Origin of the sequence: Adlercreutzia sp. ZJ473, assembly GCF_013185065.1 — a bacterium.
Classification (GTDB): domain Bacteria; phylum Actinomycetota; class Coriobacteriia; order Coriobacteriales; family Eggerthellaceae; genus CAAEEV01.
Genome location: NZ_JAAVTO010000043.1, coordinates 1 through 24717, shown reverse-complemented (window position 1 = coordinate 24717; position 24717 = coordinate 1). Strand labels below are relative to the sequence as shown.

The following is a 24717-nucleotide window of genomic DNA, read 5'->3' as shown; positions in this document are numbered from 1 at the left end:
GCGCGAGCGCGAGGCTGCCGCCCACGCCGCCGAGCGCGCCGCCGCCGAGGCCGAGCGCGCCGCGCGGCGCGCGAGCAAGCAAGCCTACGCCGCCAAGCAGGTCCGCAAGCGCGCCGTGCTCAAGCAGCTGAGATGTGCCAAGGAGAACAGCCAGTGAGAACTTCCGACTTCGACTACGACCTGCCGCCCGAGCTCATCGCGCAGGAGCCGGCCGCCGTGCGCGACGCCTGCCGCATGCTGGCGCTCGACCGCGCGACGGGCGCGCTGGAGGACCGCGTCTTCCGCGACATCGAGGAGTACCTGAACCCCGGCGACCTGCTCGTCGCCAACGAGACGCGCGTCATGCCCGCGCGCCTGCTCGGCGCCAAGCGCGGGACGGGCGGCGCGGCCGAGGTGTTCCTGCTGCGCGAATGCGGCGGGCCCGAGCCGCGCACCAACCGGGTCGCCTTCTGGGAGGTGCTCGTGCGCCCCGGCAAGCGCCTGAAGCCCAACACGGGCGCCGTGGTCGACTTCGCCGACGAGGACGGCAACGTGGCGCTCTCGGCCGAGATCGTCGACTGGGCGCGCAACGCCCAGCGCGGCGAGCGCGTGGCGCGCCTCTCGACCGAGCTCCCCTCGCTCGACGAGGCGCTGCACGCCGTGGGCACCACGCCGCTGCCGCCCTACATCAAGGACTACGCGGGCGACGCGGAGATGTACCAGACCGTGTACGCGCGCCGCGAGAGCTCGGCCGCCGCGCCCACCGCAGGGCTGCACTTCACGCCCGAGCTCATCGACCGCCTGCGCGCCAAGGGCGTGGAGTGGGCGACCGTCGAGCTCGAGGTGGGCCTCGACACCTTCCGCACGGTCGACGAGGAGAACGCCGAGGACCACCAGATCCACACCGAGCTCTACACCGTGGGGCGCGAGGTGGCAGACGCCGTGGCGCGCACGAAGGCGCGCGGCGGGCGCGTGGTGGCCGTGGGAACCACGAGCGTGCGCTCGCTCGAGAGCGCCTGGGACGCCGCGTCAGGCGCGCTCAAGCCGCGCGACCGCGAGGCCACCTCGCTCTACATCCTGCCGGGATACGAGTTCCACGTGGTGGACGCCCTGGTCACGAACTTCCACGTGCCGAAGTCGACCCTCATGATGCTCGTGAGCGCGTTCGCCAGCCGCGAGGCGATCATGCGCGCCTACGGGCACGCCATCGCCGAGCGCTACCGCCTCCTGAGCTTCGGCGACGCGATGTTCATCCACTAGGCCGCCCCACGTCGGCGGCAACAGGCGCAAAAAAAGCGGGCCCGCAATCTCTTGCAGGCCCGCTTGCGTCTGTGATCGAACTTGGATTTACAGCTTGACGACGTTGCTCGCCTGGAGCTTGCCGTTCTGACCCGTCGTTACGTCGAAGGACACCGCAGCACCCTCGTCGAGCGTCTTGAACCCGTCCATCTGGATCTCAGAGAAATGGACGAAGAGATCCTCGCCGTCTGCCTGAGAGATGAAACCGTAACCCTTCTCCGGGTTGAACCACTTAACAGTACCTTCCGCCATCTTTTCCTCTTTCCTCTCCCCAGAGTCGGGGAGATATGTACACGTGCTGCATGGCGGCAACACTTGTCCTCTCTTCTTTTGGACATGCACTCACTATACGCTACTTCGACTCGTTTCCTGCGAGGAATCATCGTAAGAAAATTATGTTTTTTGGCGAAAGCTCCGAGGTTCCCCGATTCCCCCAAAACAAGCGTCTGACGTGGGTCTTTGAGTAAACTTAAAGTTTAATGTCAGCCTCGAAGTCGAACGCTTCGGAGAGGTCGTGGCCATAGGCTTCGGCGACGGCGAGCGCCTGCCCGCGGCGCAGCTCGGCAAGCTCCGCCTCGCCCGCCTGGGCGTGGTAGTCGGACGCGAGCAGAAGCGAGCGCGCCACGTACTCGGTGACGTGCGGGTCGGTCCCCGACACCTCCAGGATGCTCGCGATGGACTCCGGCGAGAGCGACAGAAGCACGCCGCCGTCGATGTCGACGGCGCTGCCGATCGCCTCCTCGAGCATGCTCGCCGCGCCGGACGGGTCCTGCTGGCCGCCTGCGCGCTCGATGGAGCGGCGGATGGCCGCCGCGAAGTCCATGAGCATGCGCAGCAGATAGTCTTGCTCGAACATGGCTACCTCCCCTCCTCGGGCGGGACGAGCCCGAGGTGCTCCCACGCGCGCGCGGTGGCCTGACGCCCCTTCGGCGTGCGCATCATGAGGCCCTGCTGCATGAGGTAGGGCTCGTAGACGTCCTCCACCGTGTCAGGGTCCTCCGAGAGCGCCGAGGCCAGCGTGGTGAGGCCCACGGGGCGCCCCGAGAACTGGACGCAGAGGATCTCCAGGATGCGGTTGTCCACCGCGTCGAGGCCCAAGTCGTCCACCTCGAAGAAGCTCAGGGCCTGGGCCGCCACGTCCTCGGTGATGACGCCGTCCGCGCAGACCTGCGCCCAGTCGCGCACGCGCTTGAGCATGCGGTTGGCCAGGCGCGGCGTCCCGCGGCTGCGACGCGCGATCTCGAGCGCGCCCTCCTGGTCGATGTCGACGTCGAGGATGGCCGCCGAGCGGCACACGATGGCGCTGAGCTCCTCGGGCGTGTAGTACTGCAGGCGGAACGCGATGCCGAAGCGGTCGCGCAGAGGGCCGGTGAGCAGGCCCGTGCGCGTGGTGGCGCCGATGAGCGTGAAGCGCGGGATGTCGAGGCGGATGGAGCGCGCCGCCGGGCCCTTGCCCACCACGATGTCGAGCGCGAAGTCCTCGAGCGCGGGGTAGAGAACCTCCTCCACCATGCGGTTGAGGCGGTGGATCTCGTCGATGAACAGGACGTCGCCCTCCTCGAGGTTGGTGAGGATGGCCGCGAGGTCCCCCGTGCGCTCGATGGCGGGGCCGGAGGTGGTCCGGATGCTGGAGCCGAGCTCGTTGGCCACCACGGTGGCGAGCGTCGTCTTGCCGAGGCCCGGCGGGCCCGAGAACAGGATGTGGTCGGCCACGTCATGGCGCGCCTGCGCGGCCTCGATGAGGATGGCCAGCGACTCCTTGACCTTGGTCTGGCCCAGGTAGTCCTCGAGGCGCTTCGGGCGCAGGGAGCGGTCGAGCGCCAGGTCGTCCTCCACGAGCTCGGGCGTCACCGCCCGCGCGTGCGCGTCAGCGCCTGCCGCGGCCTCGCCGCGTGCGCCGCCCAAGCCGCCCGCCGCGGCCTCGAACACCATTCCCTCTATGCGTACGCTGTCGTCCATAAACCCCTATCGGCTTCCCAATCGCTTCAACGCATATTGTAGCAGCGCCGCCTCGGTAGCCCCCTCGGGCGCTCCCTTGAGCGCAAGATCAGCCTCGGCCGACGTGAAGCCCATCGACAGCAGCGCCTCGGCAGCCCCGCTCAGGCGCGCGTCGACCACCGACTTCTCGTCAGGAGCCGTGCCGAACAGGCTCTCGGCCCCCGCGTCGAGCGAGCCCTTGAGCTCGAGGATGATGCGAGAGGCGGTCTTCTTGCCCACGCCGGGGATCTTCGCCACCAGGGAGGTGTCCTGGGCGGCGACGGCATCGGCCAAAGCGCGCGGCGAGAAGGTGGACAGCGCCGCGAGCGCCACCTTCGGCCCTACGCCGCTCACCGTGATCAGCCGCTCGAACAGCGCCTTCTCCTCCTGCGTGAGGAACCCGAAGAGCGCCGCCCCGCTCTCGCTCACCTGCAGGTAGGTGAGCACGGACACGCTCTCGCCCACGTCAGGCAGCTTCGCGAGCGCCGCCGCCGACATGGAGACGGCGTATCCCACGCCGTTCACGTCGACATACGCCATGCTGGGGGTCTTCCCCGCCAGCCTTCCGCTTAAAAAGGCAATCATCACGCCTCACCTTCCCCGCCGGCCGTGCCGCCGCGCCGCCGCGTCTGACGCGGTTGCGCGCCACGCGACGCCTGCGCCGCCTCCGCCTTCGCCACCAGCTCGTCGAAGCGCCTCTCGGCGCGCGCGAACCCGTCGTGCGTGGTGTAGCAGATGGCAGCTGCCAGCGCGTCAGCCGCATGGTCGGGCTGCGGCACCTCCTCGAGCTGCAAGAGCTGGCGCACCATGTACTGCACCTGCTCCTTCTCGGCCGAGCCCGTGCCCACCACCGCGAGCTTGATCTGGCGCGGGGTGAACTCCCCCACCGCGAGCCCGCCCTCCGCGCACGCCACGAGCGCCGCGCCGCGCGCCTGCCCCGTGGCGAAGGCCGCCGTGATGTTCTGGCCGAACCACACGGTCTCGATGCCCACGCAGACAGGGCCGAAGCGCCGCACCACCGCGCCGATCTGGTTGTGGATCTTCAGGAGGCGCTCCGCGAGCGGCTGGCTCGCAGGCGTGGAGACGCACCCGTACGCCACGCAGGCGAGCCGTGAGCCGCGCTGCTCGACGATGCCCCAGCCCGTGTTGGCCAGGCCCGGGTCGATGCCCAGTATGACGCGCTCGACTGACGCCACGATCACAACCTCGCTTTCTCAACAAGTGAGGCTATGATAGAACAAGCGTTTGCCAAAATCAAGGTCACCATCAAACAAATGTTTCAGACGCACGGCGCCCGCTCTTTACGCGAACTTTGCCCCTGCCTTGGAGCGTGTTTTCGCTCCCCTGAATTCATCCTGACGTTCCCTCCCTACGATGTCCTCATGCTGTGCCAAGGCGAGCCGGGCGCGATCAAAGCGTCCGAGGCGCACGCGTTCGATGCCGCTGCCACACCATGCAAAGCAGACGCATCCGACATCCCGTTTGAAGAAAAGAGAAGAGCAAAGGAGACGCACGTGAAGGAGAAGAACTCTGCCATGAATGATCTCGAAGCCGCATACGATCAGGGAACGTTCGGCGTGTCACGCCGCACGTTCCTCAAGTTGGCCGCCGTCACCGGCGTGTGCGCCGCCGGGGGCTTTTGGTCTTTCCCGACCAGGAGGCCGCAGCTGCGTTCACGGCACCGAGCTCTCCCCAATGGCCGACGCTCTCCGGCAGCAAGGTGCGCTTTACCGTGCACAGCGACACGCATGTGGGCACTGGCGAGGAAAACGCCTGCCGCGAGAAGGTGCCCGCCGCCTTCAGCGCCATCTACAGCATGGCCCCGCAGGTCCACGGGCACTTCTTCGTGGGCGACTCGGCAGACCACGGCGCAGCAGGCGAATACGACGAGCTGGCCGAGCTGCTGAACGCGCACGCGAAGAGCCCGGTGGGCATCGTCATGGGCAACCACGAGTACTACGCGCATGGCGGCAGCAAGGACAGCGCTCAGGCGGAGTTCAAGGAGTTCCTGTCGTCGAAGCTGAAGGTGGCGGGCTCGTTCCAGATTCCCGGCGGCGCCAACGAGGGCCAGACAGACTGCGACTTCGTCGTGGGCGGCACCGGTGCTCCCGGCAGCGGCTACCACGTGATTGCCCTCTCATCGCATCCGGGCGGCGCCGACAACAGCTGGTACGGCGACCGCCAAGACTGGGTGCGCGAGCGCGTTGGCGCCGCAGTGGCGGAGAATGCGAGCAAGCCCGTGTTCCTGCTGACGCACCACCCCTTCGGCAACACGGTCTGGTACAGCGTGGGCGGCGGCTGGAACGGGCAGTTCGGCACCGACAGCTCTGACAAAAGCGGCAGCGACGACGGCTTCTATCAGGAGCTTGCCGGGAAGTACCATCAGCTCATCCACTTCTCGGGGCATACGCACATCCCGATGGCCGACCCGCGCTCCATCTTCCAGGACGACGGCTTCACGCTCATCCAAACCGCCACGTTCGCGAACAACTTCTGGATGAGCGGCGACGGCCTGGACGAGACGGGCAGCGACGCCGAGAACCCCGCTGCCGGGCAAGACGCCAGCCAGTGCGAGCTGGTGGAGATCGACACGGCGACGCATGCCGTCACGATCCACCGCCTGGACTTCCGCAACGGCGCCGCCCTCGGGCAGCCTTGGGTGATCGTTCCCTCCCAGGGGCGCGACGGCTTCCGGTACACGCATGCCGGCATGGAGCAGGCGGCCAAGCCGCCCCTGGTTAAGGAAGGCGCCTCGGTCTCGGTGCCCGAGGAGACCATCAGCGACATGGACGCCTCGTTCGCGCTGACGGCTGACAAGGTGTCCGCCGACGCCTCGGGCGTGAACGACGACGTGGTCATCTCCTACCGCGTCACGGTCGCGCGCGCGTCTGCCCCGGACGCTCCCGTGTTCAATGCGCGCTTCATGTCCGACTACTACAAGGCGGACGTCAACCAGCCGGCTGTGTTCGAGCGTCCGCTGTTCGGCGCGGCGCTCGAGGAGAAGACCGCCTACGTGCTGCGCGCCTACGCCGTCAGCGCGTTCGGGAAGGAGGCGCTTGTCGGCGAGACGGAGTTCACGACCGCCGAGAAGGTCCCGCCCTCGCTGGGCGCCCCGCTGCTTCACCTCGACTTTGCCACCGGCGCGCACGACGACCGCGCCGCCAAGCCGCATGCCGCCGTGCCCTTCGGCGCGTTGACCTACGAGACGGACAGCGCCTTCGGCGTTCCGGTTGCGCTGTTCGACGGCGAGTCGGCCGTGGGGTACGAGTTCGCCGACAAGGACTACGCCGCCATCGCGCAAGCCGAGACCATCGAGGTGCTGTTCCAGTTCACCGCAGAACCGACGAATGACTACTTCGATCTGTTCTCCAGCGCGAGTGACGTGGGACAGGACTTGAGCTATTACGCTCCCAAGCTGCGGCACTACACCAACGTGGGGAACGGAAGCAACTACGTATACACCGACGGAGAGGTGCCGCTGAACACGTGGACGCACGTGACGGTGACCTACGACGGCGAGACCATGAAGTACTACCTGAACGGCCAGCTGGTGTCGCAGAAGCGCAACGTGGGCTCCATCCCCGCGCCGAAGGCCGATTTCAAGCGCTGGTTCGTGGGGGCCGACGTGGACAGCGAGGGCGCCATGGAGCACCCGATGGTGGGCAAGGTCGCCTTCGCCAAGCTTACGCCTGTCGTCGCCACCCAGGAGCAGGCGGCCATGCTCTACACGGCCTCGGCTCCGGTGGCGAAGGCCGCGGAGGCTCCGAGCGCCGAGGAGATGGGCACCGCCACCGTGGGCCAGGCCTACCTTGTGCCGAACGTGCTGTTCACCGACGTCGCCGGCACGGAGCTCCAGGCAGTGCCGGAGGTGACCGACCCCAACGGGCAGGCAATTGAGCTGATGAAGACGGCGGCGGAGGCGGCTGCGCTTGCCGAGGGCACGCTGTCGGCGTCTGCCCATGCAAGCTACCGCTTCGTCCCTGCCGCCGAGGGCACCTACGTCGTGACGTACCTTGCCGGATACGCCCAGCGGCCGACCGCCGAGGTCGTCGTCTCCGCGGCTCCTGCGCCCGAGCCCGGCGAGGGCGACGGAGCGGGCGGCGGCGGCAACGCGGGCGGAAACACGGGCGGCAACGGCGCAGGCGGAAACACGGGCGGCAACGGCAACACAGGTGGCGGCAACACGCCCGATGCAGGCACGACGCCCGGCACCGACTCGGGCGCGGATGCGGGCGCGAACGGCGCCGGCGCCGGCGCAGGCTCAGCTGCGGGCGCGGGCGCGAACGGCAGCACGGAGACGGTGACGCTGCCGACCGGCACGAAGCTCGCCCAGACCGGCGACGAGCTCTCGGTTGCCACCAGCGCCCTGATCGGCCTCGTGGCAACCGCCGGCGCCGCCGCATGCGTGGCGCGAGGCTTCTTGAAGGGCGAGTTCTCCGGAGATGACGGGAACGCGTAGGAAACGATGGAGTTGGCTCGGCGTGCGGGGTGCGGGCTATGCGCCCTGCACGCCGACGCCGATGAGGCCGGGGCCGGTGTGGACCACGAGGGCGGGGCTCACGTTCCCCTCGTACCAGGTGGTCGCGTTCGCGATCTTCCCCTTGAGCTCGCGCCGCACCTCGGCGGCCTCGGACGCCGCGTCGCCGTCCACCACGGCCATGACGCACTCGTCGAACTGCGCGGCGAACTTCTCGGCGCAGCTCATGGCGCGCTTGAGCGAGAGCTTGCGGCCCTTCGCCTTCGACACGGTGTAGTACACGCCCTCCTCGTTGCAGCTGATCACGGGGCGCATGTCGAGCAGGCTGCCCACCCGGTAGGTGACCTTGCCGATGCGCCCGCCGCGCAGCAGGTAGTCGAGCGTGTCAACGCAGAAGAATACCCTCGTGTTCGCGACGATGCGGTCCACCGCCTCCTCGAGCTCCTCGAGCGTGGCGCCCGCCTCCACCATGCGCGCGAGCGCGAGCACCACGAGCCCCGCCCCCATGCCGATGTTCTTCGTGTCGACGAGAAGCGTGCGCAGACGGGACATGCCCGACGACACGGAGCGCAGCAGGTCGTGCGTGGACGACAGCCCGCTCGAGATGGTCACCACCACCGCCTGCTCGTAGCCGTCGGCCACCACGCGGCCCAGCACCTCGGAGGCTATGGCGGGCGTCGGCGTCGAGGTGCGCGGAACCTCCACGGCGAGGCGGTCGTAGACCTCCTGCGGCGTGATGTCCACCTTGTCGAGGTAGCTGCCGTCCTCGTAGTTCACCTGCACCGGCACCACGTACATGCCGTAGCGCTCGATTTCGGCCGGCGGCACGTCCGTGCATGAGTCGATGACGATGGCGATCTCCTTCTTGCCCATGGTCCCCCGCTTTCGCTGTGTCCTCGCTATGATCCAGCGGCCTCGCTATGATCCAGCTGCGCCATATCTCGTATTGAAAACCAGATTATGTATTAATCGACATTTTGTCAACTAGTTGAAGAATTTGACCATCAAGCGTCAATCTGCTATTTTCTTGCCTGTGCAACCACCATGTCGCGCAACGCGCGGAGCCGAAGGGAGGAGACGTCTGTGCAGCCAGCCGAGCAGAACGCGTTCGCCCAGAACATCGCCTCGCTGCGCCTCCCGCGCTATGCCGAGATCCCCCACATCGAGCTCTACATGGACCAGCTCGTCGGCTACCTGCAGGAGACGCTGCGCCCGCTGTACCAGCCCGACGACAAGATCATCACGCCCTCCATGGTGAACAACTACGTGAAGCAGGGCGTGATCGCGCCGCCGCGCGCCAAGAAGTACACGCGCGAGCAGGTCGCCCAGCTCATCGTGATCGGCATCCTGAAGCACACGTTCTCCATCGGCGAGATCAACCACCTCATCGAGCAGCAGATCACCAGCTTCGAGACGGACGTCGCCTACGACTACTTCTGCACCGCGCTCGAGAACGCCTGCCGGGCGCTCTTCGCGCCCACCTCCGCCGCGCCCGCCACGCTCACGAGCGGGAGCGAGCCGGGCGACTTCGAGCGCGACCTGGTGATCGCCTCGTCGGCGGCCGTCGCCTACACGCTCTACCTGCGCGCCTCCATCGCCGAAACGTCCGGCGCCGCGAGCGCAGACGGCGCGAGCGCGGGCATGGGGCGCGCGAACGCGAGCCGCATGAGCGCGGGCGCGAGCCGTGCGAACGCGAACGCGGGCGCGGGCCGCATGGGCGCGGGCCGCAAGCGAGACAAGCGCGGCAAGTAGCACGTAGCAAGCCGACCTCACCTCAGGCAGCAAAAAAGAGGGCGAGGAACAAGGTCCTCGCCCTCCCATGAGCTCATCCTCGCGCAGCAGGCGAAGCAGGCGCGAGACGCCGACGCGCTTCGCCCGCCCGCCAAGACGGACAGAGCAGGCTACTCGTCGAGCGCCGCGGCGATCTCGTCGGTGATGTCCATGGTGTGGTAGACGTTCTGCAGGTCCTCGAGCTCCTCGAGCTTGTCGATGAGGCGCATGACCTTGCGCGCGTCGTTCACGGTGACCGTGGCGGGCGTGGTGGGCTCCATGGTCATCTCGGCGCCTTTCGTCTCGATGCCCTGCTCCTCGAGGCCCTTCTTCACGGCCATGAGGTCAGACGGCGCGGTGTAGACGATCCACTCCTCGTCGGCGTCCTCGTAGTCGTCTCCGCCGGCCTCGGCGACGGCCATCATGAACTCCTCCTCGTCAGCGGCGGCGCCGTTGGGCTTCACGGGGTTCTTCTTGTCGCCGGTCTCGACCTCCTTGGCCACCACGACCTGGCCCTTGCGCTCGAACATGAACGCGACCGAGCCCGAGGTGCCCAGGTTGCCGCCCGCGTGCGAGAACGCGCTGCGCACGTCGGCGGCGGTGCGGTTGCGGTTGTCGGTCAGGGCCTCGCAGTACACCGCGATGCCCGCCGGGCCGTAGCCCTCGTAGATGACCGTCTCGTAGCTCGCGGCGTCCTTGCCGCTGCCGAACGCCTTGTCGATGGCGGTCTTGATCTTGTCCTTCGGCAGCGAGTTGGCCTTGGCCTTCTCGATGGCGGCCGCAAGGGAGGCGTTGTTGTCGGGGTTGGGGTCGCCACCCTCCTTGGCTGCAACGGTGATGTTGCGCGACAGCTTGGAGAACAAGGCGGAGCGCTTAGCGTCCTGCGCAGCCTTGCGATGCTTGGTTGTTGCCCATTTTGAGTGCCCTGACATATACGTCCCTTCCAGATGTTGTAATACCAACCGCACATGTTAGCACAACAGTCAAGGCGCAAGGAGCCGCTCCGGAAAAAGCTGCGGAATGCGAGGGCGAGCGCGAGGGGCGCCGCCGCAGGCGCGGGGCGGGCGGGTGCGCGCTGGTGCGGCGGGGCAAGCAGGTGCGGCGCTGGCGGGCGGCGCAAGCGCGCTCGACTCTGGCGGGACGGGCGAGCGCGAGGGGCGTCGCCGCAGGCGCGCGACGCGGGCGCCCCCTACTTGAACTCCACCACGTACAGGGCGTTGGTGGGGCCCATCGCCGACTTCCCTCCCCCGACGTCCTCGAGCGGGCTCGTGTGCGGGTCACCCGCCGTGAGCACGCCGACGTCGCCCGCCTCCACCAGGCCGCAGGCCCGCACGGACTCGCGCGCCTGGTCGATCACGCGGCGCATGTCGCCCTGGGTGTCGCCGAGCAGCGCCGTCACGCCCCACGAGAGCTGGAGCTGGCGCATGACGCGCGGATGCGGCGTGACCGCGAAGATGGGCACGCGCGGGCGCAGGTTCGAGATGAGGCGCGGGGTGCGGCCCGACAGCGTGGGCGTCACGATGCACGCCGCGTCGAGCGCCTCCGCCGTGGTGACCGCGGCGATGCCCACGGCGAGCGAGGGCCGCGCGTGCGTGCGGCTGCGGTCGGGGAAGCACTCCTCGAACAGGTGCGCCTCGTTCTCGCGCGCGATGTGCGCCATGGCGCGCACGGCGCGGACCGGGTGCGCGCCCACCGCCGTCTCGCCGGAGAGCATCACGCAGTCGGTGCCGTCGTAGATGGCGCCGGCCACGTCAGCCACCTCGGCGCGCGTGGGGCGCGGGTTGCGGATCATGGAGTCGAGCATCTGGGTGGCCGTGACAACAGGCTTGCTCTCGCGGTTGCACGCGCGGATGATCTGCTTCTGGATGTGGGGGATGCGCCACGCGGGCACCTCCACGCCCAAATCGCCGCGCGCGACCATGACGGCGTCGGCGGCCTCGATGATCTCGGCTGCGTTGCGCACCGCGTCGGCGTTCTCGATCTTGGCGACGATGCGGATGTCGCCCCCGCCGTGCGCGGACAGAAACGCGCGCACCTCGCGCACGCCCGCGCCGTCGCGCACGAACGACGCCGCCACGTAGTCGAAGTCGTTCTCGATGCCGAAGAGGAGGTCGGCGCGGTCCTGATCGGTGACGACGGGCAGCGGCACGCGAACGCCGGGGACGTTGACCGACTTGCGCTCGCCGAGCAGGCCCGCGTTCGCCACGCGGCAGACGACGTCATCGCCCTCCACGCGCTCGACGGAAAGCTCGATCAAGCCGTCGTCGAGGAGGATGGAAGAGCCCGCCTGCACGCACGAGGGAAGCACCGCGGCCGTCTGCGTGACGCGCTCCGACGTGCCCTGGCACTCCTTCGCGGTGAGCGTGAACAGCGCGCCCTCCTCGAGCGCCACGGGGCCGCCGCCTGCGAGCGTGCCGGTGCGGATCTCGGGGCCCTTGGTGTCGAGCAAGAGCGCGCACGGCACGCCGAGGCGCTCGCGCACGCGCTTGAGGCGGTCTATGCGCACCTGGTGCTCCGCATGGCTGCCGTGGCTGAAGTTCAGGCGCGCCACGTTCATGCCCGCCTCGATGAGCTCGACGAGCGTCTGCTCGTCGTCGACGGCCGGTCCTAGCGTGCAGATGATCTTCGTGCGCTTCTCCATGGGACGCTCCTCGGGCTCAAACGGGCTCAACGGGCTCGGAATAACCGCTCGTCTCATGATAGCGTTATTCAGCTGCGGGAATCATACCGTTCTCTGCCAATTCCACGGGAAAGGGAGAAGAGACTGAAACAACCTACTGCTGCTCCTCGCGCAGCCAGAGGCCCGTCTTGCCGCCGTCCTTCTTCAGCAGGCGCACGTCCATGATCTCCATGCCGCGGTCGACCGCCTTGCACATGTCGTACACCGTGAGGCACGCCACGCTCGCCGCGGTGAGGGCCTCCATCTCGATGCCCGTCTTGCCGGTGACGCCGCAGGTGGTGGTCACGTGGATGCCCACGCGGCCGTCGGCGCGCTCGCCGGCGAACACCGGCATGCACTCCACCTTCGCCTTCGTGATGTTGAGCGGGTGGCACATCGGGATGAGGTCGCTCGTGCGCTTGGCGGCCATGACGCCGGCCACGCGCGCGCAGGCCAGCACGTCGCCCTTCTTGGCCGTGCCGCCCGCGATCATCTCGAGCGTGGCGGCGTGCATGGCGATGAAGCCCTCGGCTACGGCTACGCGCTCGGTGTCGGCCTTCTGCGACACGTCCACCATGCGGACGTCGCCCTTCTCGTCGATATGGGTCAGCTGCTGGTCAGTCATCGATGTCTCCTTCGTAGGTGAATGCAGGCGGGGCAGGCGAAGCCGGGGCTACCCCCCGATTTGCGACATGCCGCGCTCGGTCCCCACCTTGTCGTGGTGGTCGTCGGGCTTGGCGCCGAGCGCCTCGAACAGCACGGCGCGCACCGCGTCCTCGCCGCCCTCGCGCAGGGCCGTGCGCACGTCGTACTCCGTGTCGCTGAACAGGCACGGGCGGATCTTGCCGTCGGCCGTCAGGCGCAGGCGGTTGCACTCGCCGCAGAAGTGGCGGGACAGGGGCGAGATGAAGCCCACCGTGCCCTGCGCGCCCGGGAACTGGAAGTAGCGCGCCGGGCCCCAGCCGAGCGGGCGCCCGCTCCCCGCGTCCACGAGCTCCGGCAGGCCCTGCGCCCGCGCGCGCTCGTTGATGAGGGCGTGGAGCTCCTCGCTGGGGATGACGTCGTCCTTGCCCCAGCCGCAGCCGTCCGCGCCCGAGCTCTCACCCACGGGCATGTACTCGATGAAGCGCACGTGCAGCGGGCGGTCGACGGAGAGCTTGGCGTACTCGAGGAAGTCCTGGCTGAGGCTGCGCACCACCACCGCGTTGATCTTCACCGGGTTGAGCCCCGCCGCCAGCGCGGCCTCGATGCCCGCGAGCGCGTCGTCGAGGTTGCCGCAGCGCGTGACCATGCGGAACTGGTCGGCGTCGAGCGTGTCGAGCGAGATGTTCACGCGCGAGAGGCCCGCCGCCTTCAGGTCGTCCACCATGCGCGGCAGAAGCACGCCGTTGGTGGTCATGGACACGTTCTCGATGCCGGGGATCTTGGTGATGGCGTCCACCAGGTCGACCACGCCCTTGCGCACGAGCGGCTCGCCGCCCGTGAGGCGGATGCTCTTGATGCCGATGCCCGCGGCGATGCGCACGAGCTCCTCGATCTCCTCGATGCGCAGGATGTCCTCGTGCCTCAGCTGGCTCACGCCGCCTTCGGGCATGCAGTAGATGCAGCGGAAGTTGCAGCGGTCCGTGAGCGATATGCGCAGGTAGTCGATGGTGCGGCCGTGTGAGTCCTTCAAGATGCTTCCCTTTCCGTTCTATCGCCGCCCATTATACATGAATGCGATTAGTTCTCACGCGGAATCATCCGCCACGGCCCGGGAGGACGAGGGGAAGCGCAGGCAGGCGGCGAAGGGGCGAAGGGAGTGCCGCGAAGCGCTGGGGGCCGCGTCGGGAGCCGACCTGAAAGATGGAGCAGCGATCCGAAAGCGAGCAGCGGGCAGCGGAGAGCACGTCCGCCATCCCCGCCCCGAAACGCGAAAAGGACGGGGCTCGATGCAGGAAGGCAAGGCGGAGCAGCACGTCAGATCAGGCGCACGCCTGCTTTCGCGCTCCTGCCGCGGCGCTGGATGTCAGCCAAGCTCGTCCTGAGCGCCAGCTTGCGCGCATCGTGGTCGTCGAGCGACACCCGCATGCGAACGCCGAGCCGCCGCGCAATGCCCGAGGCGATCCGATCCATCTCGCGGAGAGACTTGAGCTCCGCGTTCGTCACCGTCACGACATCGTACCCCAGAGCCTTCAAGTCGTTTCGGTGGCGAGAGTCGCGCACGAACCTCTCGTCCCCCGAATGCCACTCGTCGCTTTCGTACTCCAGGGCGAGGCGCGCACCCCTCCAGAGCATGTCAGGGGTGATTGCCTCCCGATCGATCAGCTTCCTCTGAGATTCGGTGAGCACGATACGCTCATTCAGCGCGGGCTTCGGCAGGGCATATCCACCCATGCGCAGAGGAAGCGTGAGCATCATGTCGACGTCCGTCTCCCGAGGCGAGGCCGACCTCTCGGAAGCGCGACCGACCAGCAGGCGCATCTCCCGAACGCCGCGCATGCCCGAGGCGCTTTTCGCAAAGCTGCTCACCCGCGACAAGTTCGTGATCGGCTGGCAGCCGCTGAATCCGCGTGCGTCATTCTCGTTAAGCACGTAGCAGCCGCACAGCTCGTAGAGCAAGCGAAGGAGCTCGACCCTCGTCAGGCGCGCCGCCATCCTGAGCGCCAGGTACTCGGGAGAAGCCACGTAAACGCCCTCGTTGAGCCGGACGAAAGAGCCTGCCGGCAGGACGCCGCCGAAAACCCGATACGACACGTCGCAAGTCCTTCGAACGTCAGACGCACGCGCCACCAAAGCGCAAACCGGCTCGTCGGGCGCACGAAAATAGTCACACGCCGCCACTATGTCGCTTGGGGGCGGCGACCCTTCGGGAACGGCCTTCAGGCGCGCAGGAGCGAACTGGCTGAGCTGCGAACCGCTGCTCGCCCTCCAACGCCAGAACCACATCGCCGTGTCGTCTGTGAGCAATATCGCCATGAGGGCACTCTACTCCTCGCGAGCCACACGACGATGCAGAACTTCTCGGGATAGGATATCGCTATCGAAGCCCTGCGTGATTTCACGCCCCCGCGCAATTCGCATTCCTCTCCGCGCGCTCCGAGGGCTCCGCGCCCCGCACGGCTCGCAGATCTCCCCCTCGCAGCTTGCGAATCTCCCTGCGCAAAGCTGCGCCTAAGCACGCGCCCACGCGATTTTCGGGCATCCCACGCAACACCGCGTTCCAATCCGCGTGATTTTGAGTGCCCTAGGATGTGCGTGCAAAATTCCGGGACGATTTTGGCAGAAATCTTCAGATATTGGTCAATCCAGGTACTCCAAAAACCGCCCAGAGCCGCCATCGAACGCTTCGCGAGCAACGGTAGCGACAGTGACCAGGTGTTTTGCACAAAGACACACTGTCGCAATTGGTCAAGCAACCTCTAACGCCCCGCGAAAAGACAAACAACTGCAGATTTCTGCCAAAAACGCCCGCGAAATCTGCACGGCCCGCGAAAATGCCGAAAAGAAACGGCGTCGCGAGCTTCAGCGCGCCCTGGCGCACCGCCCTGGCACACCGCCGCCGCCCGCCGTGAGCGGAGCGCCACTGTCCGCCCACTGCCCGCCGCAGGCCGCACCACTGCCGCCCGCCATGGGCACCGCCGCGCCGAGAGCAGCTACTTCGTCACCAGGTAGATGCGGTCCTTCGGGATGTGTACCCAGACCTCGTCGCCGGCGTCGAGCAGCCGGGCCGGGTCGACGTCCACCTTCCCCACGCGCCAGAACATGTGCTGGTGCAGGTACTTCATCTCGTCCTCGGTGTGCGCCACCGTGGGCACCGCCGACTCGTCGCGGTCGACGAACCCGAGGAGCAGCGTGCGCTCGAAGCGCGAGTCGCTCGCGCGGTCGACGCGCATGCGGTAGTTGTTCTCGCCCGGCCCCTCGGCGCGCTCGACGTAGCGCGCGCGCACGCCGAGGTACTTCACGTCGGCCGGCACCTCCTCGTCGGTGGCCACGCGCACGCCCCACTTCGGCAGCCACACGCAGTGGTCGCCCACGCGCTCGGCCGGCGTGGCGTTCTTGCAGCCCGACAGCTTCAGCGCCGCGGAGGACTGCGGGCGGTTCACCAGGTCGTCGCCGGTGTCGATCTCGAGGATGTGCCCGGACTCCACCACCGCGATGCGGTCGCAGAAGCGCAGCGCCTCGTCGATGTCGTGGCTCACGTACAGGATGGTGCCGTCGAACGCGTCGAACAGGCTCACGAGGTTCTGCTCGAGCACGCCCTTGAGGTGCGCGTCGAGCGCCGAGAACGGCTCGTCGAGCATGAGGATGCCCGGGCGCGCCGCGAGCATGCGCGCGAGCGCCACGCGCTGCTGCTGGCCGCCGGAGAGCTGCGCGGGGTAGCGCGCGTCGAAGCCCTCCAGGCCGAAGCGCTTCAGCTCGCTCTGCACGATGGCGTCCGCGTCGGCCTTCGGCACGTCGCGCCCGATGCCCGCCGCCACGTTCTGCGCCACCGTGAGGTTCGGGAACAGCATGTAGTTCTGGAACAGCAACGCGGTCTTGCGCTGCTGCGGCGTGAGGTTGATCCGCTCCTCGGAGTCGAAGAACACCTGGCCGTTCACCACGATGCGCCCCTCGTCGGGCTTCTCGATGCCCGCGATGCAGCGCATGGTGAGGCTCTTCCCGCAGCCCGACGCGCCCAGAAAGCCGAGCGTCTCCGACCCGGCCTCGATCGACACGTCGAGCGTGAAGGACGGGAAGCTCTTCTTGATGCTGACCTCCAAGCTCATGCTAGTCCTCCTCGACGCGCCGGCGGTACTTGGTGGTGCGCGCGCTCCACCAGTTGATGAACAGGATCACCACGAAGCTGAACGCGATGATGACGGCCGTCCAGAACCACGCCACCTCGCCGTTGCCGTTCATCCACTCGAAGTAGATGGCGATGGGGATGGTCCGCGTGACGCCGAGGTAGTTGCCCGCGAGGAACAGCGTGGCGCCGAACTCGCCGAGCGCGCGGGCGAACGCGAGCACCGTGCCGGCCGCGATCGAGCTCCACGACAGCGGCAGCATGAGCTTCACGAAGATGCGCGCGTTCGACCAGCCGAGCGTGCGCGCCGCGTCGAGCATGTTGGGGTCGAGGTTCTCGAACGCCCCGAGCGCGTTGCGGTACATCAGCGGGAACGCCACCACCACGGCCGCGATCACCGTGGCCGGCCAGCTGAAGATGAGCGGGAACCCCACGTCGATGAAGAACTGCCCGAACGGCGTGTTGCGCCCGCACAGCCACAGAAGCACGAAGCCGCACACCGTCGGCGGCAGCACCATGGGGATGGTGAAGATGGAGTCGCAGATGTTCTTGGCGCGAGCGGAGATGTTGAGGCAGAAGTACGCCGCCAGAAGGCCCAGCACGAAGATGATGACGATGGCCACGCCCGTGGTCTTGAGCGTCACCCACAAGGGGCTCCAGTCGAGCGTGGCAAGGAACTCGCCGGCGGCCGCGAGCCCCGTGGCCTCCTGCGCGATGCTCACGTCGGCGGGGCTGGCCAGGCGCGCGAAGTCGGCGAAGGAGGGCTTGGCGAAGAGGGGGCTCTCGCTGTCCGTGACGTCGGAGCCGTCGGCGCCGATCACGAACGCGTACACGTTGCCGTCGACCTGCTGGTCGAACTGGAAGCGCACGCCGCCCACGTCGTAGGTCGTCTCCGCGGTGAAGTGCCAGGCGGGGACCTCCGCGAGCTCGAGCGAGCCCGCGGCGTGCTGCGCGTCGAGCGCGATGAAGCAGGACTTGAGGAGCTGCTGGTCCTGCTCGTCCGCCACGTCGACGCCGAGCGTCTGCGCGAGGGCGGCCGGCACGTAGGCCACCGCGTAGTCACGCATCGCCACCACCTGGGCGAAGGCGCCCGCCTCCTGCCCCACCAGGTAGGAGTAGCCGCGGTAGGCGCCGTCGACGGGGCGGTTCGTGCCCTTCTGCGCGCGTGAGAAGTCGCTCATCGCGAAGCTTGCGCCCTGCGCGAGGGCCGCGTCGCCCTCCGCGCTCACCTCGACCTCGGCCGAGCCTGCGGCGGCCGGCGCGCCCGCCTCGCCTCCCGACCGTTCGGCCTGCCCGTCCTGTTCGACCGCAGCCGAGCTCGCAGCGGCAGCCGAGCCTGCGGCCGCAGCCGCCTCGTCGGCGTACGCCAGCGTCCCCGCCGAGAGCAGCCCCGCCGCCAACGCCAGCGCCAACGCAAACGCCAGCGCAAGGCCCGCGATGAACGTTCTTTCGCGCATCATGTCTTTTCCCCTCGCCCCTCGAACTCACCCATTATATAAGAGAGGATGGACGCGCGCGCCCATCCTCTCTCGACTCAGCATGATCTCATGCGAGAACCACTGAGCCCTGCAGTCGGCCGTGCCAGATGGCTACGCCAGCTCGAAGCCCCACTCGGCCCAGATCTTGGCAGCCTTCTCGCTGGTCAGGCACCAGTCGAGGAACTCGGCGGCCGCCTCGGCGTTCTTGGAGTCAGACGTGATGGCGCCCGGGTACACGATGTTCTTGTGCGTGTCGCCCGGCACCTCGCCCACGATCTCGACGCCGCCGAAGCGGTACACGTCGGAGGTGTACACGAAGGCAACGTCAACGTCGCCGGACTCGGCGTGCTTGCACACGTTGCCCACGGAGGTGTCGAGGACGGGGGTGTAGCCCTCGGCGAAGGAGCCGCCCTTGCCGGAGATGTCCTTGCCGGTCTTGCCAGCCTCGTCACCTGCGGGGACGTACACGCCCACCGTGGAGAGCGACTGGCAGGCGTAGTTGCCGGCCGGGACCGACTCGTCGCCCACGCAGAAGGTGTACTTGTGGTCAGCGATGTCCTGCAGGGTGACGTCCTTGAGACCCGAGCCCTCCTTCGAGACCGCGACCAGGTCGTTCACGAACATGTCAACGCGCGTGGACTTGTCGACGTAGCCCTTCTCCACGGCGGTGTCCATGGAGCCCTTCGAGGCGGTGATGAGCAGGTCGGCGTAGGAGCCGGCGCCGAGCATCTCGTTGAGCTCGCCGGAGCCCTTGTACTGCGTGTCGAGGAAGGTCACGTTGTCATGGCCGTCCTCGACGTAGGCCTTCTGAACGTCCTCCATAGCCTTCGACAGCGAGTTGGCGGCGAACACCTGCAGCTCGACGGGCTCGGCGGCCTGGGTGGCGGCAGAGCTGCTCGCGGAGCTGGCTGCGCTGCTCGAGGAGCTGGCCGCGTTGCTGCTCGAGCAGCCGAACAGGGCGAACGCGCCCACGAGCGACAGCGCGAGCACTGCCGCGGCTATCTTGCGAGTTTTCTTCATGTGACGATCCCTCCTTGACAAAGCAATAGATAAGCGCCTATGCGCTGATGAGTATATTATCCTTCCGATAATATATAGTCAATGAGAGATTATTACTTTTTCAGGATGATTGGTTCGAGCGGCTGTTTCGCCGCGCCTGCCCCGCTTCGGGGACGTGAAAGCGGAAGCGGTCGAACGAGCGCGACGCGCGAGGCCTTCCCCGCCTCGCGGGCGCGAGCGCGGAAGCTGCCATGCGGAAGCGTCCGCCCTACTCCACCTCGGGGGCGCGGCCCGTCTCGTAGATCGCGAGCAGCTGAGCCTCGGTGAGCACGGGCACGCCGAGGGCGACGGCCTTGTCGTACTTCGAGCCCGCGGCCTCGCCGGCCACCACGAAGCTCGTCTTCTTCGACACGCTGCCGCTCACCTTCGCGCCCATCGCCTTCAGGCGCGCACCGGCCTCGTCGCGCGTGAGGCCGCTCTCCGCAAGCGAGCCCGTGAGCACGAACGTGAGCCCCGCAAGCGTCTGGGGCACCTCCTCGCCGGGCGCCATCACCTCGTCGGCCATGGTCACGCCCGCCGCGCGCAGCCGCTCGATGACGGCCGCGTTGTCAGGCGTGCGCAGAAACACCCACACGCTGTGCGCGATCTTCGGGCCGATGCCCTCGACCTCGGCGAGCTGCTCCTCCGTGGCCTGCGCGAGCGCGTCCATCGACGGGAAGGCCGCCGCGAGCGCCTCGGCCGTGGTCTTGCCCACGTGCCGCATGCCGATGCCGAACAGCACGCGCGCGAACGGGCGCGCCTTGCTCGCGGCGATGGCGCTGACGAGCTTCGCCGCCACCGTGTGCCCGAGCCGGATGGGCTCGCCATCCTTGTTCACGCGGCCCATGTCGAGGCTGGCGAGCTCCGCCTCCCCGAGCGAGTAGTAGTCCGCCACGTCGGTCACGCGACCCGACTCCACGAGCCGGCTCACGATCTCCTCGCCCATGCCGTCGATGTCGAGCGCGCCGCGGCTCGCCCAGTGCAGCAGGCGCTCGAGCGCCTGCGCGGGGCAGTCGATGGAGATGCAGCGGAAGGCCACCTCCCCCTCCTCGCGGATGACGGGGCTCGAGCAGCTCGGGCACGCCGCGGGCATCTCCCACGCCTGCGCGCCGTCCGGGCGCAGCGAGGCCACCGGCCCGAGCACCTCGGGGATCACGTCGCCCGCCTTGCGCACGATCACCGTGTCGCCCACGCGCACGTCCTTGCGGTGCACCTCGTCGAGGTTGTGCAGCGTGGCGCGCGCCACCGTGGAGCCCGCCACCACCACGGGCTCGAGCTCGGCCACGGGCGTGAGCACGCCCGTGCGGCCCACCTGCACGGTGATGTCGCGCAGAAGCGTGGTCTTCTCCTCGGGCGGGAACTTGAACGCGATGGCCCAGCGCGGCGCGCGCGCCGTGAAGCCGAGCGCCTCCTGCTGCGCGAACGAGTTCACCTTCACCACCACGCCGTCGATCTCGTAGGGCAGCTGGTCGCGCCGCTCGACGGCGCGCTCGCAGAACGCGCGCACCTCCTCGCGCGTGGTGCAGCGCGCCACGTCGGGGTTCACGTGGAAGCCCGCCTCGCGCAGCCACTGGAGGAGCTCCCACTGGCCGGGCAGGTTGAGCGCGGCCTCGTCGGCGATGGCGTACATGAAGGTGGACAGGTCGCGCGAGGCCGTGACGTGCGGGTCCTTCTGGCGCAGCGAGCCGGCGGCGGCGTTGCGGGGGTTGGCGAAGGGCGCGCGCCCGCTCGCCTCGGCGGCGGCGTTCAGGGAGTCGAAGCTGGACTTCGGCATGTACACCTCGCCGCGCAGCTCGAGCGGCTCGGCGGCGGGGGCGGCGAGAGCGGTCCCGGCGGCGGCGAGGCCGGCCGCGTCAGCCCTGGCGGCATTCCCGCCGACCTGCGCCCCACGCGCCCCGCGCACGGCCTTGAGCGCGCAGGCGCGCAGGCGCAGCGGCACGTCCTTCACCGTGCGCATGTTGGCCGTCACGTCCTCGCCCGTGGTACCGTCGCCGCGCGTGGCGGCGCGCACGAGCGCCCCGCCGGAGGCAACGTCGTAGGAAAGCGCGATGGACGAGCCGTCGATCTTGAGCTCGCAGCACAGAGGCGGCAGGCTGCCGTAGGCTTCCACGATGCGGTCCATCCACGCGTCAAGCTCGCCGAGGTCCATGGCGTTGTCGAGCGAGTACATGCGCCGCGCGTGGCGCACGGGCGCGAACTGCTCGCCGACGTAGCCGCCGACGCGCTGCGTGGGGCTCGACGGGTCGACGAGCTCGGGGTGCGCCGCCTCGATCTCGCGCAGCTCGCGCATGAGCGAGTCGAACGCGGCGTCCGAGATCTCGGGCGCGTCGAGCGCGTAGTAGCAGTAGGTGTGGTGCTCGATCTCGCGGCGCAGCGCCTCGGCGCGCGCGGCCGGGTCGGTGGCCGCAGCCGCGAGCGCCTTCTCGTCGAAGAGGCTTTCCTGGTCGCCCGTTCCCCTCGCCTGCGCCTGACCGTTGCCCATGATGCACCCTTCCCTTCGCGTAAAAAGAGCCTGGCTCGCATCTGCCCCAGGCTCTTGGTTCTCATCTGCAGTATGTTATCACGTCAGCGCGCGAAACCTCACACGTAAGGCACGTTCGTCGGCGCGATGAGGCCGAAGGTGGCCATGGTCACGCCGCGCATCGCGAGGAACACGCCGAGGAAGACGGCGAAGGCGACGGGGAGGAAGACGAACATGATCCCGCACAGCACCGACACGATGCCGTTGGCGAGCATGAGGCCCCAGCCCGGGCCCACCTTGCGCAGGCGCACGGCCGACACGATGGCGATGACGCCGTAGCCCGCCACGAACGCGCCGGCGACCCACGGGATGACCGCCGCCGTGATGATCGGGTGGAGCAAGAACATCGCGCCGAGCACGAGGTTGCACAGCGCGTTCACGAGCGCCCAGCCCGAATGCTCCATCTTCTTGCGGAAGCGCACGTAGGCGACCATGTCGAACACGCCCGCGATCAGCATCATCACACCTACGAACGCGGCGATCGTCACCAGCGTGAGGCCCGGCCAGAAAGCCACGATGAGACCCGCGATGAAGAGCGCGACACCCGAGAAGAACAACCCCCAGTCGCGCTTGCCCTTGGTGCCGCGACCGCCCGAGCCGGAGCCGCCCGAGTGCGCATGGCGGCGCGTCGCGCGGCGGCTCGCCGAGCCTCGAGAGCCCGAGCCCCCGCCCGTCGCCGCTGCGTATATGCGCTGCGCAGCGGCCTCCTCGCGCATGCCGCTCGCCGCAGCCCATCCTTGCAAGCCGTTCGCAACCGTTGTACTCATGCCAGCACACTCCTTCCAAAGCACCCGCGTCGTCCTCGAAAACTCCTAAAAACCACCATCGTCATTGTCACCCAACCGAGGGGCCGCGAGCGCGAGAGAATGTGAAAAGCAGGTAAAAAAGTACCCGCCCGCAACCCGCTGGTTGCAAAGGAGATTGAAGGCAAGGCGCGGGCAGCCCCGCGAGCGCGATCCCGCCACGCGCCGGGCGCAGTATTCCGCCGCAGCGCGCCCTTCCTCAGCCGACGCCCCGCACCGCCTGCGGGATCGCCTCGATCACGTCCTCGGGGGTCACGCATATGTCGGTGAGCTCCGCGGCAGCGGCGCGGCCCGCCTCGGCGTGCAGCGTCACGCCGAGCACGCAGGCGTCGACGGCGCGCAGCCCCTGGGCGAGCAGCGCCCCCACCATGCCCGCGAGCACATCCCCCGTGCCCGCCTTCGCGAGCGCCGGCGTGCCCTGGCGCACGGCCACGACCTGCGCGCCGTCGGACACGAACGTGTCGGGGCCCTTGAGCGCGACCACGCAGCGCCAGGCGCGCGCGAGCTCGCGCGCGAGCGCCGCGGGCTCGGTCACCTGGTCCACCTGCGCCGCGCGCGCCAGGCGCGCCGCCTCTCCCCCGTGCGGCGTCACCACGAGAGGGAGGGCGCGCTGCGCGCGCTCGTGCGCCGCCACAAGCCCCGCGTCAGTCGCGAGGACGGAGAGCGCCCCGCCGTCGACGAGCACGGGGGCCTCCACCCGCATGAGCGCGCGCAGCACGAGGTCGGCCTCGACGGCGCCGGAGGCGTCGAAGCCCGGTCCAACCACGCAGGCGCACGGACGACCCTCACGTGGCACGATCTCGCCGAATCCTTCCCAGGTGTCCCAAGAACGTACCACCAACGATGGACGGCTCGCACGCACCGCGCTCACGCTCTCAGACGCGCACGCCACCTCCACGTACCCCGCGCCCATGCGCTGGGCGGCCAAGGCCGCCAGGGACGCCGCGCCTGAATATAACGCCGAACCTGCCACCAGCGTGAGCTTCCCGCGTGTATACTTGTTAACATCACGAGCCGGCCATGGCAGAAGCGCCGCCAAACGCCCGCCGTCATATTCGGAAACCTTGAAGACCCCCGAAGCGCCCATCGCATCTCCCTTCTCCCCGTCTTCATGCGCCGATGGTACCACAGCATCACCAGGCAGAAGCAAAGTCAACCACGAGAGCGAGGACGAGCCATGACCCCCAGCGAGACGTCCGATCTGCACGCCATCGACCGCATCAGCGCCACCGACCGCACCGCCAGCGACACGGCGGGCAGCAGCGCGGCGAGTACCAACCATGCCAACAGAAGCGCGGCTGACAGCGCAGCAAACGGCACGGACGGCAGCGCGACGGCAGCCGCCAACGCCGCTCGCAACGCGCCCCGACTAGAAACCATCGACCGCATAAACGCCACGCGCGACGACCTCGAGGGCCTCGCCGCCCTCGCCATGGCGCTCGGGGCGAGCGAGATGCACGCGCCCGAGGCCTTAAGCTTCATCGCACGCACGCTCGAGCGCTGCGCCCTCGAGCTCAACGACGTCAGAGACGCGCTCAGTGACAACAGCGGAGGAGCACCGTATCCTTGAGCTTAGGCGACGAGCCCCTGCGTCCAAGACGACGGGGGCAAGCCCTCCCCTTCCGCAAAAGGCGCCTTTGAGTTTACAGCCTGATGAGACCCCACGCGCCAGCCCATCGGGCCTGCATCACGTACCGCACGCCGCCGACCCCGCATCACGCAGCCGCACACCGCCCGCCCCACGTCAGAGCTCTTGCGCACGATAAAATGTTGTACGTAGTCCGTTGTTGTATATATAACAAACACTTTATTCTGCCTGCATGTCTAGGTAAGCACTGATTTATTACCGTTTGACGAGCTGACACGGCCCATGGCTGCGTTTGCCTCCGGCCCCGTACCCCCCTACTCGGGGTCCGGGGCCGTTTTCGGGCGCAGATGTCCGCGGGCGGGC

General features: G+C 68.3%; 21 protein-coding genes and 1 pseudogene. 5 read left to right on the top strand and 17 right to left on the bottom strand.

Going from position 1 to position 24717, the window contains the following annotated elements:
* Positions 1-153 precede the first annotated feature (153 nt).
* Complete coding sequence (gene queA, locus HRL41_RS08910) at positions 154-1239, top strand: tRNA preQ1(34) S-adenosylmethionine ribosyltransferase-isomerase QueA (RefSeq protein ID WP_172136468.1); 1086 nt, start codon at positions 154-156, stop codon at positions 1237-1239.
* Positions 1240-1326: 87 nt separating this feature from the next.
* On the opposite strand, the gene HRL41_RS08905 is transcribed toward queA, so the two are convergent.
* The 5 genes from HRL41_RS08905 to ruvC all read right to left on the bottom strand — a co-directional run bounded on the left by HRL41_RS08905 (position 1327) and on the right by ruvC (position 4451).
* On the bottom strand, positions 1327-1530 hold the full coding sequence (locus tag HRL41_RS08905; RefSeq protein ID WP_165054268.1) for a cold-shock protein: 204 nt from the start codon (positions 1528-1530) through the stop codon (positions 1327-1329).
* A 217-nt stretch (positions 1531-1747) separates the two neighbouring features.
* Positions 1748-2134, bottom strand: coding sequence for a hypothetical protein (locus HRL41_RS08900; protein WP_165173428.1), 387 nt, complete (start codon positions 2132-2134; stop codon positions 1748-1750).
* A 2-nt stretch (positions 2135-2136) separates the two neighbouring features.
* Positions 2137-3237, bottom strand: a complete 1101-nt coding sequence (ruvB, locus tag HRL41_RS08895; protein WP_172136467.1) for a Holliday junction branch migration DNA helicase RuvB — start codon at positions 3235-3237, stop codon at positions 2137-2139.
* A gap of 6 nt (positions 3238-3243) precedes the next feature.
* Positions 3244-3840 (bottom strand): Holliday junction branch migration protein RuvA, encoded by a 597-nt coding sequence (ruvA, locus tag HRL41_RS08890; protein WP_172136466.1) that lies wholly within the window; start codon positions 3838-3840, stop codon positions 3244-3246.
* Positions 3840-4451, bottom strand: coding sequence for a crossover junction endodeoxyribonuclease RuvC (gene ruvC, locus HRL41_RS08885; protein ID WP_172136465.1), 612 nt, complete (start codon positions 4449-4451; stop codon positions 3840-3842). Before ruvC ends, ruvA begins: the two co-directional genes overlap by 1 nt.
* A 33-nt stretch (positions 4452-4484) precedes the next feature.
* Between ruvC and HRL41_RS12480 the strand changes: the two are divergent.
* Together HRL41_RS12480 and HRL41_RS12475 are read left to right on the top strand one after the other, a co-directional pair.
* Positions 4485-4874: pseudogene (locus HRL41_RS12480) on the top strand (hypothetical protein); the annotation flags it as partial.
* Between the two features lie 113 nt (positions 4875-4987).
* Positions 4988-7714 (top strand): LamG-like jellyroll fold domain-containing protein, encoded by a 2727-nt coding sequence (locus HRL41_RS12475; protein WP_371808827.1) that lies wholly within the window; start codon positions 4988-4990, stop codon positions 7712-7714.
* 36 nt (positions 7715-7750) lie between these two features.
* On the opposite strand, the gene HRL41_RS08875 is transcribed toward HRL41_RS12475, so the two are convergent.
* Positions 7751-8605, bottom strand: a complete 855-nt coding sequence (locus tag HRL41_RS08875; RefSeq protein ID WP_172136464.1) for a DegV family protein — start codon at positions 8603-8605, stop codon at positions 7751-7753.
* A 210-nt stretch (positions 8606-8815) separates the two neighbouring features.
* Between HRL41_RS08875 and HRL41_RS08870 the strand changes: the two genes are divergently transcribed.
* A complete protein-coding gene (locus HRL41_RS08870; RefSeq protein ID WP_371808826.1) occupies positions 8816-9484 on the top strand; it encodes a DUF1836 domain-containing protein in 669 nt (222 codons plus the stop codon).
* 149 nt (positions 9485-9633) lie between these two features.
* Here the strand turns inward: HRL41_RS08870 and HRL41_RS08865 are convergent, their stop codons facing one another.
* The 11 genes from HRL41_RS08865 to HRL41_RS08815 all read right to left on the bottom strand — a co-directional run bounded on the left by HRL41_RS08865 (position 9634) and on the right by HRL41_RS08815 (position 23853).
* Positions 9634-10434 (bottom strand): YebC/PmpR family DNA-binding transcriptional regulator, encoded by an 801-nt coding sequence (locus tag HRL41_RS08865; protein WP_165173444.1) that lies wholly within the window; start codon positions 10432-10434, stop codon positions 9634-9636.
* 257 nt (positions 10435-10691) lie between these two features.
* Positions 10692-12143 carry a pyruvate kinase gene (gene pyk / locus HRL41_RS08860; protein ID WP_172136462.1) on the bottom strand — a complete coding sequence of 484 codons (1452 nt, stop codon included), beginning with the start codon at positions 12141-12143 and terminating at the stop codon, positions 10692-10694.
* 133 nt (positions 12144-12276) lie between these two features.
* The gene (moaC, locus tag HRL41_RS08855) at positions 12277-12786 is read right to left on the bottom strand and encodes a cyclic pyranopterin monophosphate synthase MoaC (RefSeq protein ID WP_172136461.1); all 510 of its coding nucleotides are present in this window, start codon (positions 12784-12786) and stop codon (positions 12277-12279) included.
* A gap of 48 nt (positions 12787-12834) precedes the next feature.
* On the bottom strand, positions 12835-13836 hold the full coding sequence (moaA, locus tag HRL41_RS08850; RefSeq protein ID WP_172136460.1) for a GTP 3',8-cyclase MoaA: 1002 nt from the start codon (positions 13834-13836) through the stop codon (positions 12835-12837).
* Between the two features lie 284 nt (positions 13837-14120).
* Entirely contained in the window at positions 14121-14897 is a 777-nt protein-coding gene (locus HRL41_RS08845) for a hypothetical protein (protein WP_172136459.1), read from the bottom strand.
* 899 nt (positions 14898-15796) lie between these two features.
* Complete coding sequence (locus HRL41_RS08840; protein ID WP_172136458.1) at positions 15797-16909, bottom strand: sulfate/molybdate ABC transporter ATP-binding protein; 1113 nt, start codon at positions 16907-16909, stop codon at positions 15797-15799.
* 1 nt (position 16910) lies between these two features.
* Positions 16911-18386 carry a molybdate ABC transporter permease subunit gene (modB, locus tag HRL41_RS08835; RefSeq protein ID WP_253904806.1) on the bottom strand — a complete coding sequence of 492 codons (1476 nt, stop codon included), beginning with the start codon at positions 18384-18386 and terminating at the stop codon, positions 16911-16913.
* A gap of 129 nt (positions 18387-18515) precedes the next feature.
* On the bottom strand, positions 18516-19424 hold the full coding sequence (locus HRL41_RS08830) for an extracellular solute-binding protein (RefSeq protein WP_172136457.1): 909 nt from the start codon (positions 19422-19424) through the stop codon (positions 18516-18518).
* Between the two features lie 247 nt (positions 19425-19671).
* Positions 19672-21924 (bottom strand): NAD-dependent DNA ligase LigA, encoded by a 2253-nt coding sequence (ligA, locus tag HRL41_RS08825; RefSeq protein ID WP_172136456.1) that lies wholly within the window; start codon positions 21922-21924, stop codon positions 19672-19674.
* 98 nt (positions 21925-22022) lie between these two features.
* A complete protein-coding gene (locus HRL41_RS08820; RefSeq protein WP_253904805.1) occupies positions 22023-22730 on the bottom strand; it encodes an HdeD family acid-resistance protein in 708 nt (235 codons plus the stop codon).
* 235 nt (positions 22731-22965) lie between these two features.
* Positions 22966-23853 (bottom strand): NAD(P)H-hydrate dehydratase, encoded by an 888-nt coding sequence (locus tag HRL41_RS08815; RefSeq protein WP_172136455.1) that lies wholly within the window; start codon positions 23851-23853, stop codon positions 22966-22968.
* A 90-nt stretch (positions 23854-23943) separates the two neighbouring features.
* On the opposite strand from HRL41_RS08815, the gene HRL41_RS08810 reads away from it, so the two are divergent.
* Positions 23944-24336, top strand: a complete 393-nt coding sequence (locus HRL41_RS08810) for a hypothetical protein (RefSeq protein ID WP_172136454.1) — start codon at positions 23944-23946, stop codon at positions 24334-24336.
* Positions 24337-24717 lie beyond the last annotated feature (381 nt).

Bases quoted from the DNA above. Each gene is read 5' to 3' on its own strand.
- HRL41_RS08905 (WP_165054268.1), bottom strand. From the start codon at position 1,530: ATGGCGGAAGGTACTGTTAAGTGGTTCAACCCGGAGAAGGGTTACGGT.
- HRL41_RS08900 (WP_165173428.1), bottom strand. From the start codon at position 2,134: ATGTTCGAGCAAGACTATCTGCTGCGCATGCTCATGGACTTCGCGGCG.
- ruvB (WP_172136467.1), bottom strand. From the start codon at position 3,237: ATGGACGACAGCGTACGCATAGAGGGAATGGTGTTCGAGGCCGCGGCG.
- ruvA (WP_172136466.1), bottom strand. From the start codon at position 3,840: ATGATTGCCTTTTTAAGCGGAAGGCTGGCGGGGAAGACCCCCAGCATG.
- HRL41_RS08875 (WP_172136464.1), bottom strand. From the start codon at position 8,605: ATGGGCAAGAAGGAGATCGCCATCGTCATCGACTCATGCACGGACGTG.
- HRL41_RS08865 (WP_165173444.1), bottom strand. From the start codon at position 10,434: ATGTCAGGGCACTCAAAATGGGCAACAACCAAGCATCGCAAGGCTGCG.
- pyk (WP_172136462.1), bottom strand. From the start codon at position 12,143: ATGGAGAAGCGCACGAAGATCATCTGCACGCTAGGACCGGCCGTCGAC.
- moaC (WP_172136461.1), bottom strand. From the start codon at position 12,786: ATGACTGACCAGCAGCTGACCCATATCGACGAGAAGGGCGACGTCCGC.
- HRL41_RS08840 (WP_172136458.1), bottom strand. From the start codon at position 16,909: ATGAGCTTGGAGGTCAGCATCAAGAAGAGCTTCCCGTCCTTCACGCTC.
- modB (WP_253904806.1), bottom strand. From the start codon at position 18,386: ATGATGCGCGAAAGAACGTTCATCGCGGGCCTTGCGCTGGCGTTTGCG.
- HRL41_RS08830 (WP_172136457.1), bottom strand. From the start codon at position 19,424: ATGAAGAAAACTCGCAAGATAGCCGCGGCAGTGCTCGCGCTGTCGCTC.
- ligA (WP_172136456.1), bottom strand. From the start codon at position 21,924: ATGGGCAACGGTCAGGCGCAGGCGAGGGGAACGGGCGACCAGGAAAGC.
- HRL41_RS08820 (WP_253904805.1), bottom strand. From the start codon at position 22,730: ATGAGTACAACGGTTGCGAACGGCTTGCAAGGATGGGCTGCGGCGAGC.
- HRL41_RS08815 (WP_172136455.1), bottom strand. From the start codon at position 23,853: ATGGGCGCTTCGGGGGTCTTCAAGGTTTCCGAATATGACGGCGGGCGT.
- HRL41_RS08810 (WP_172136454.1), top strand. From the start codon at position 23,944: ATGACCCCCAGCGAGACGTCCGATCTGCACGCCATCGACCGCATCAGC.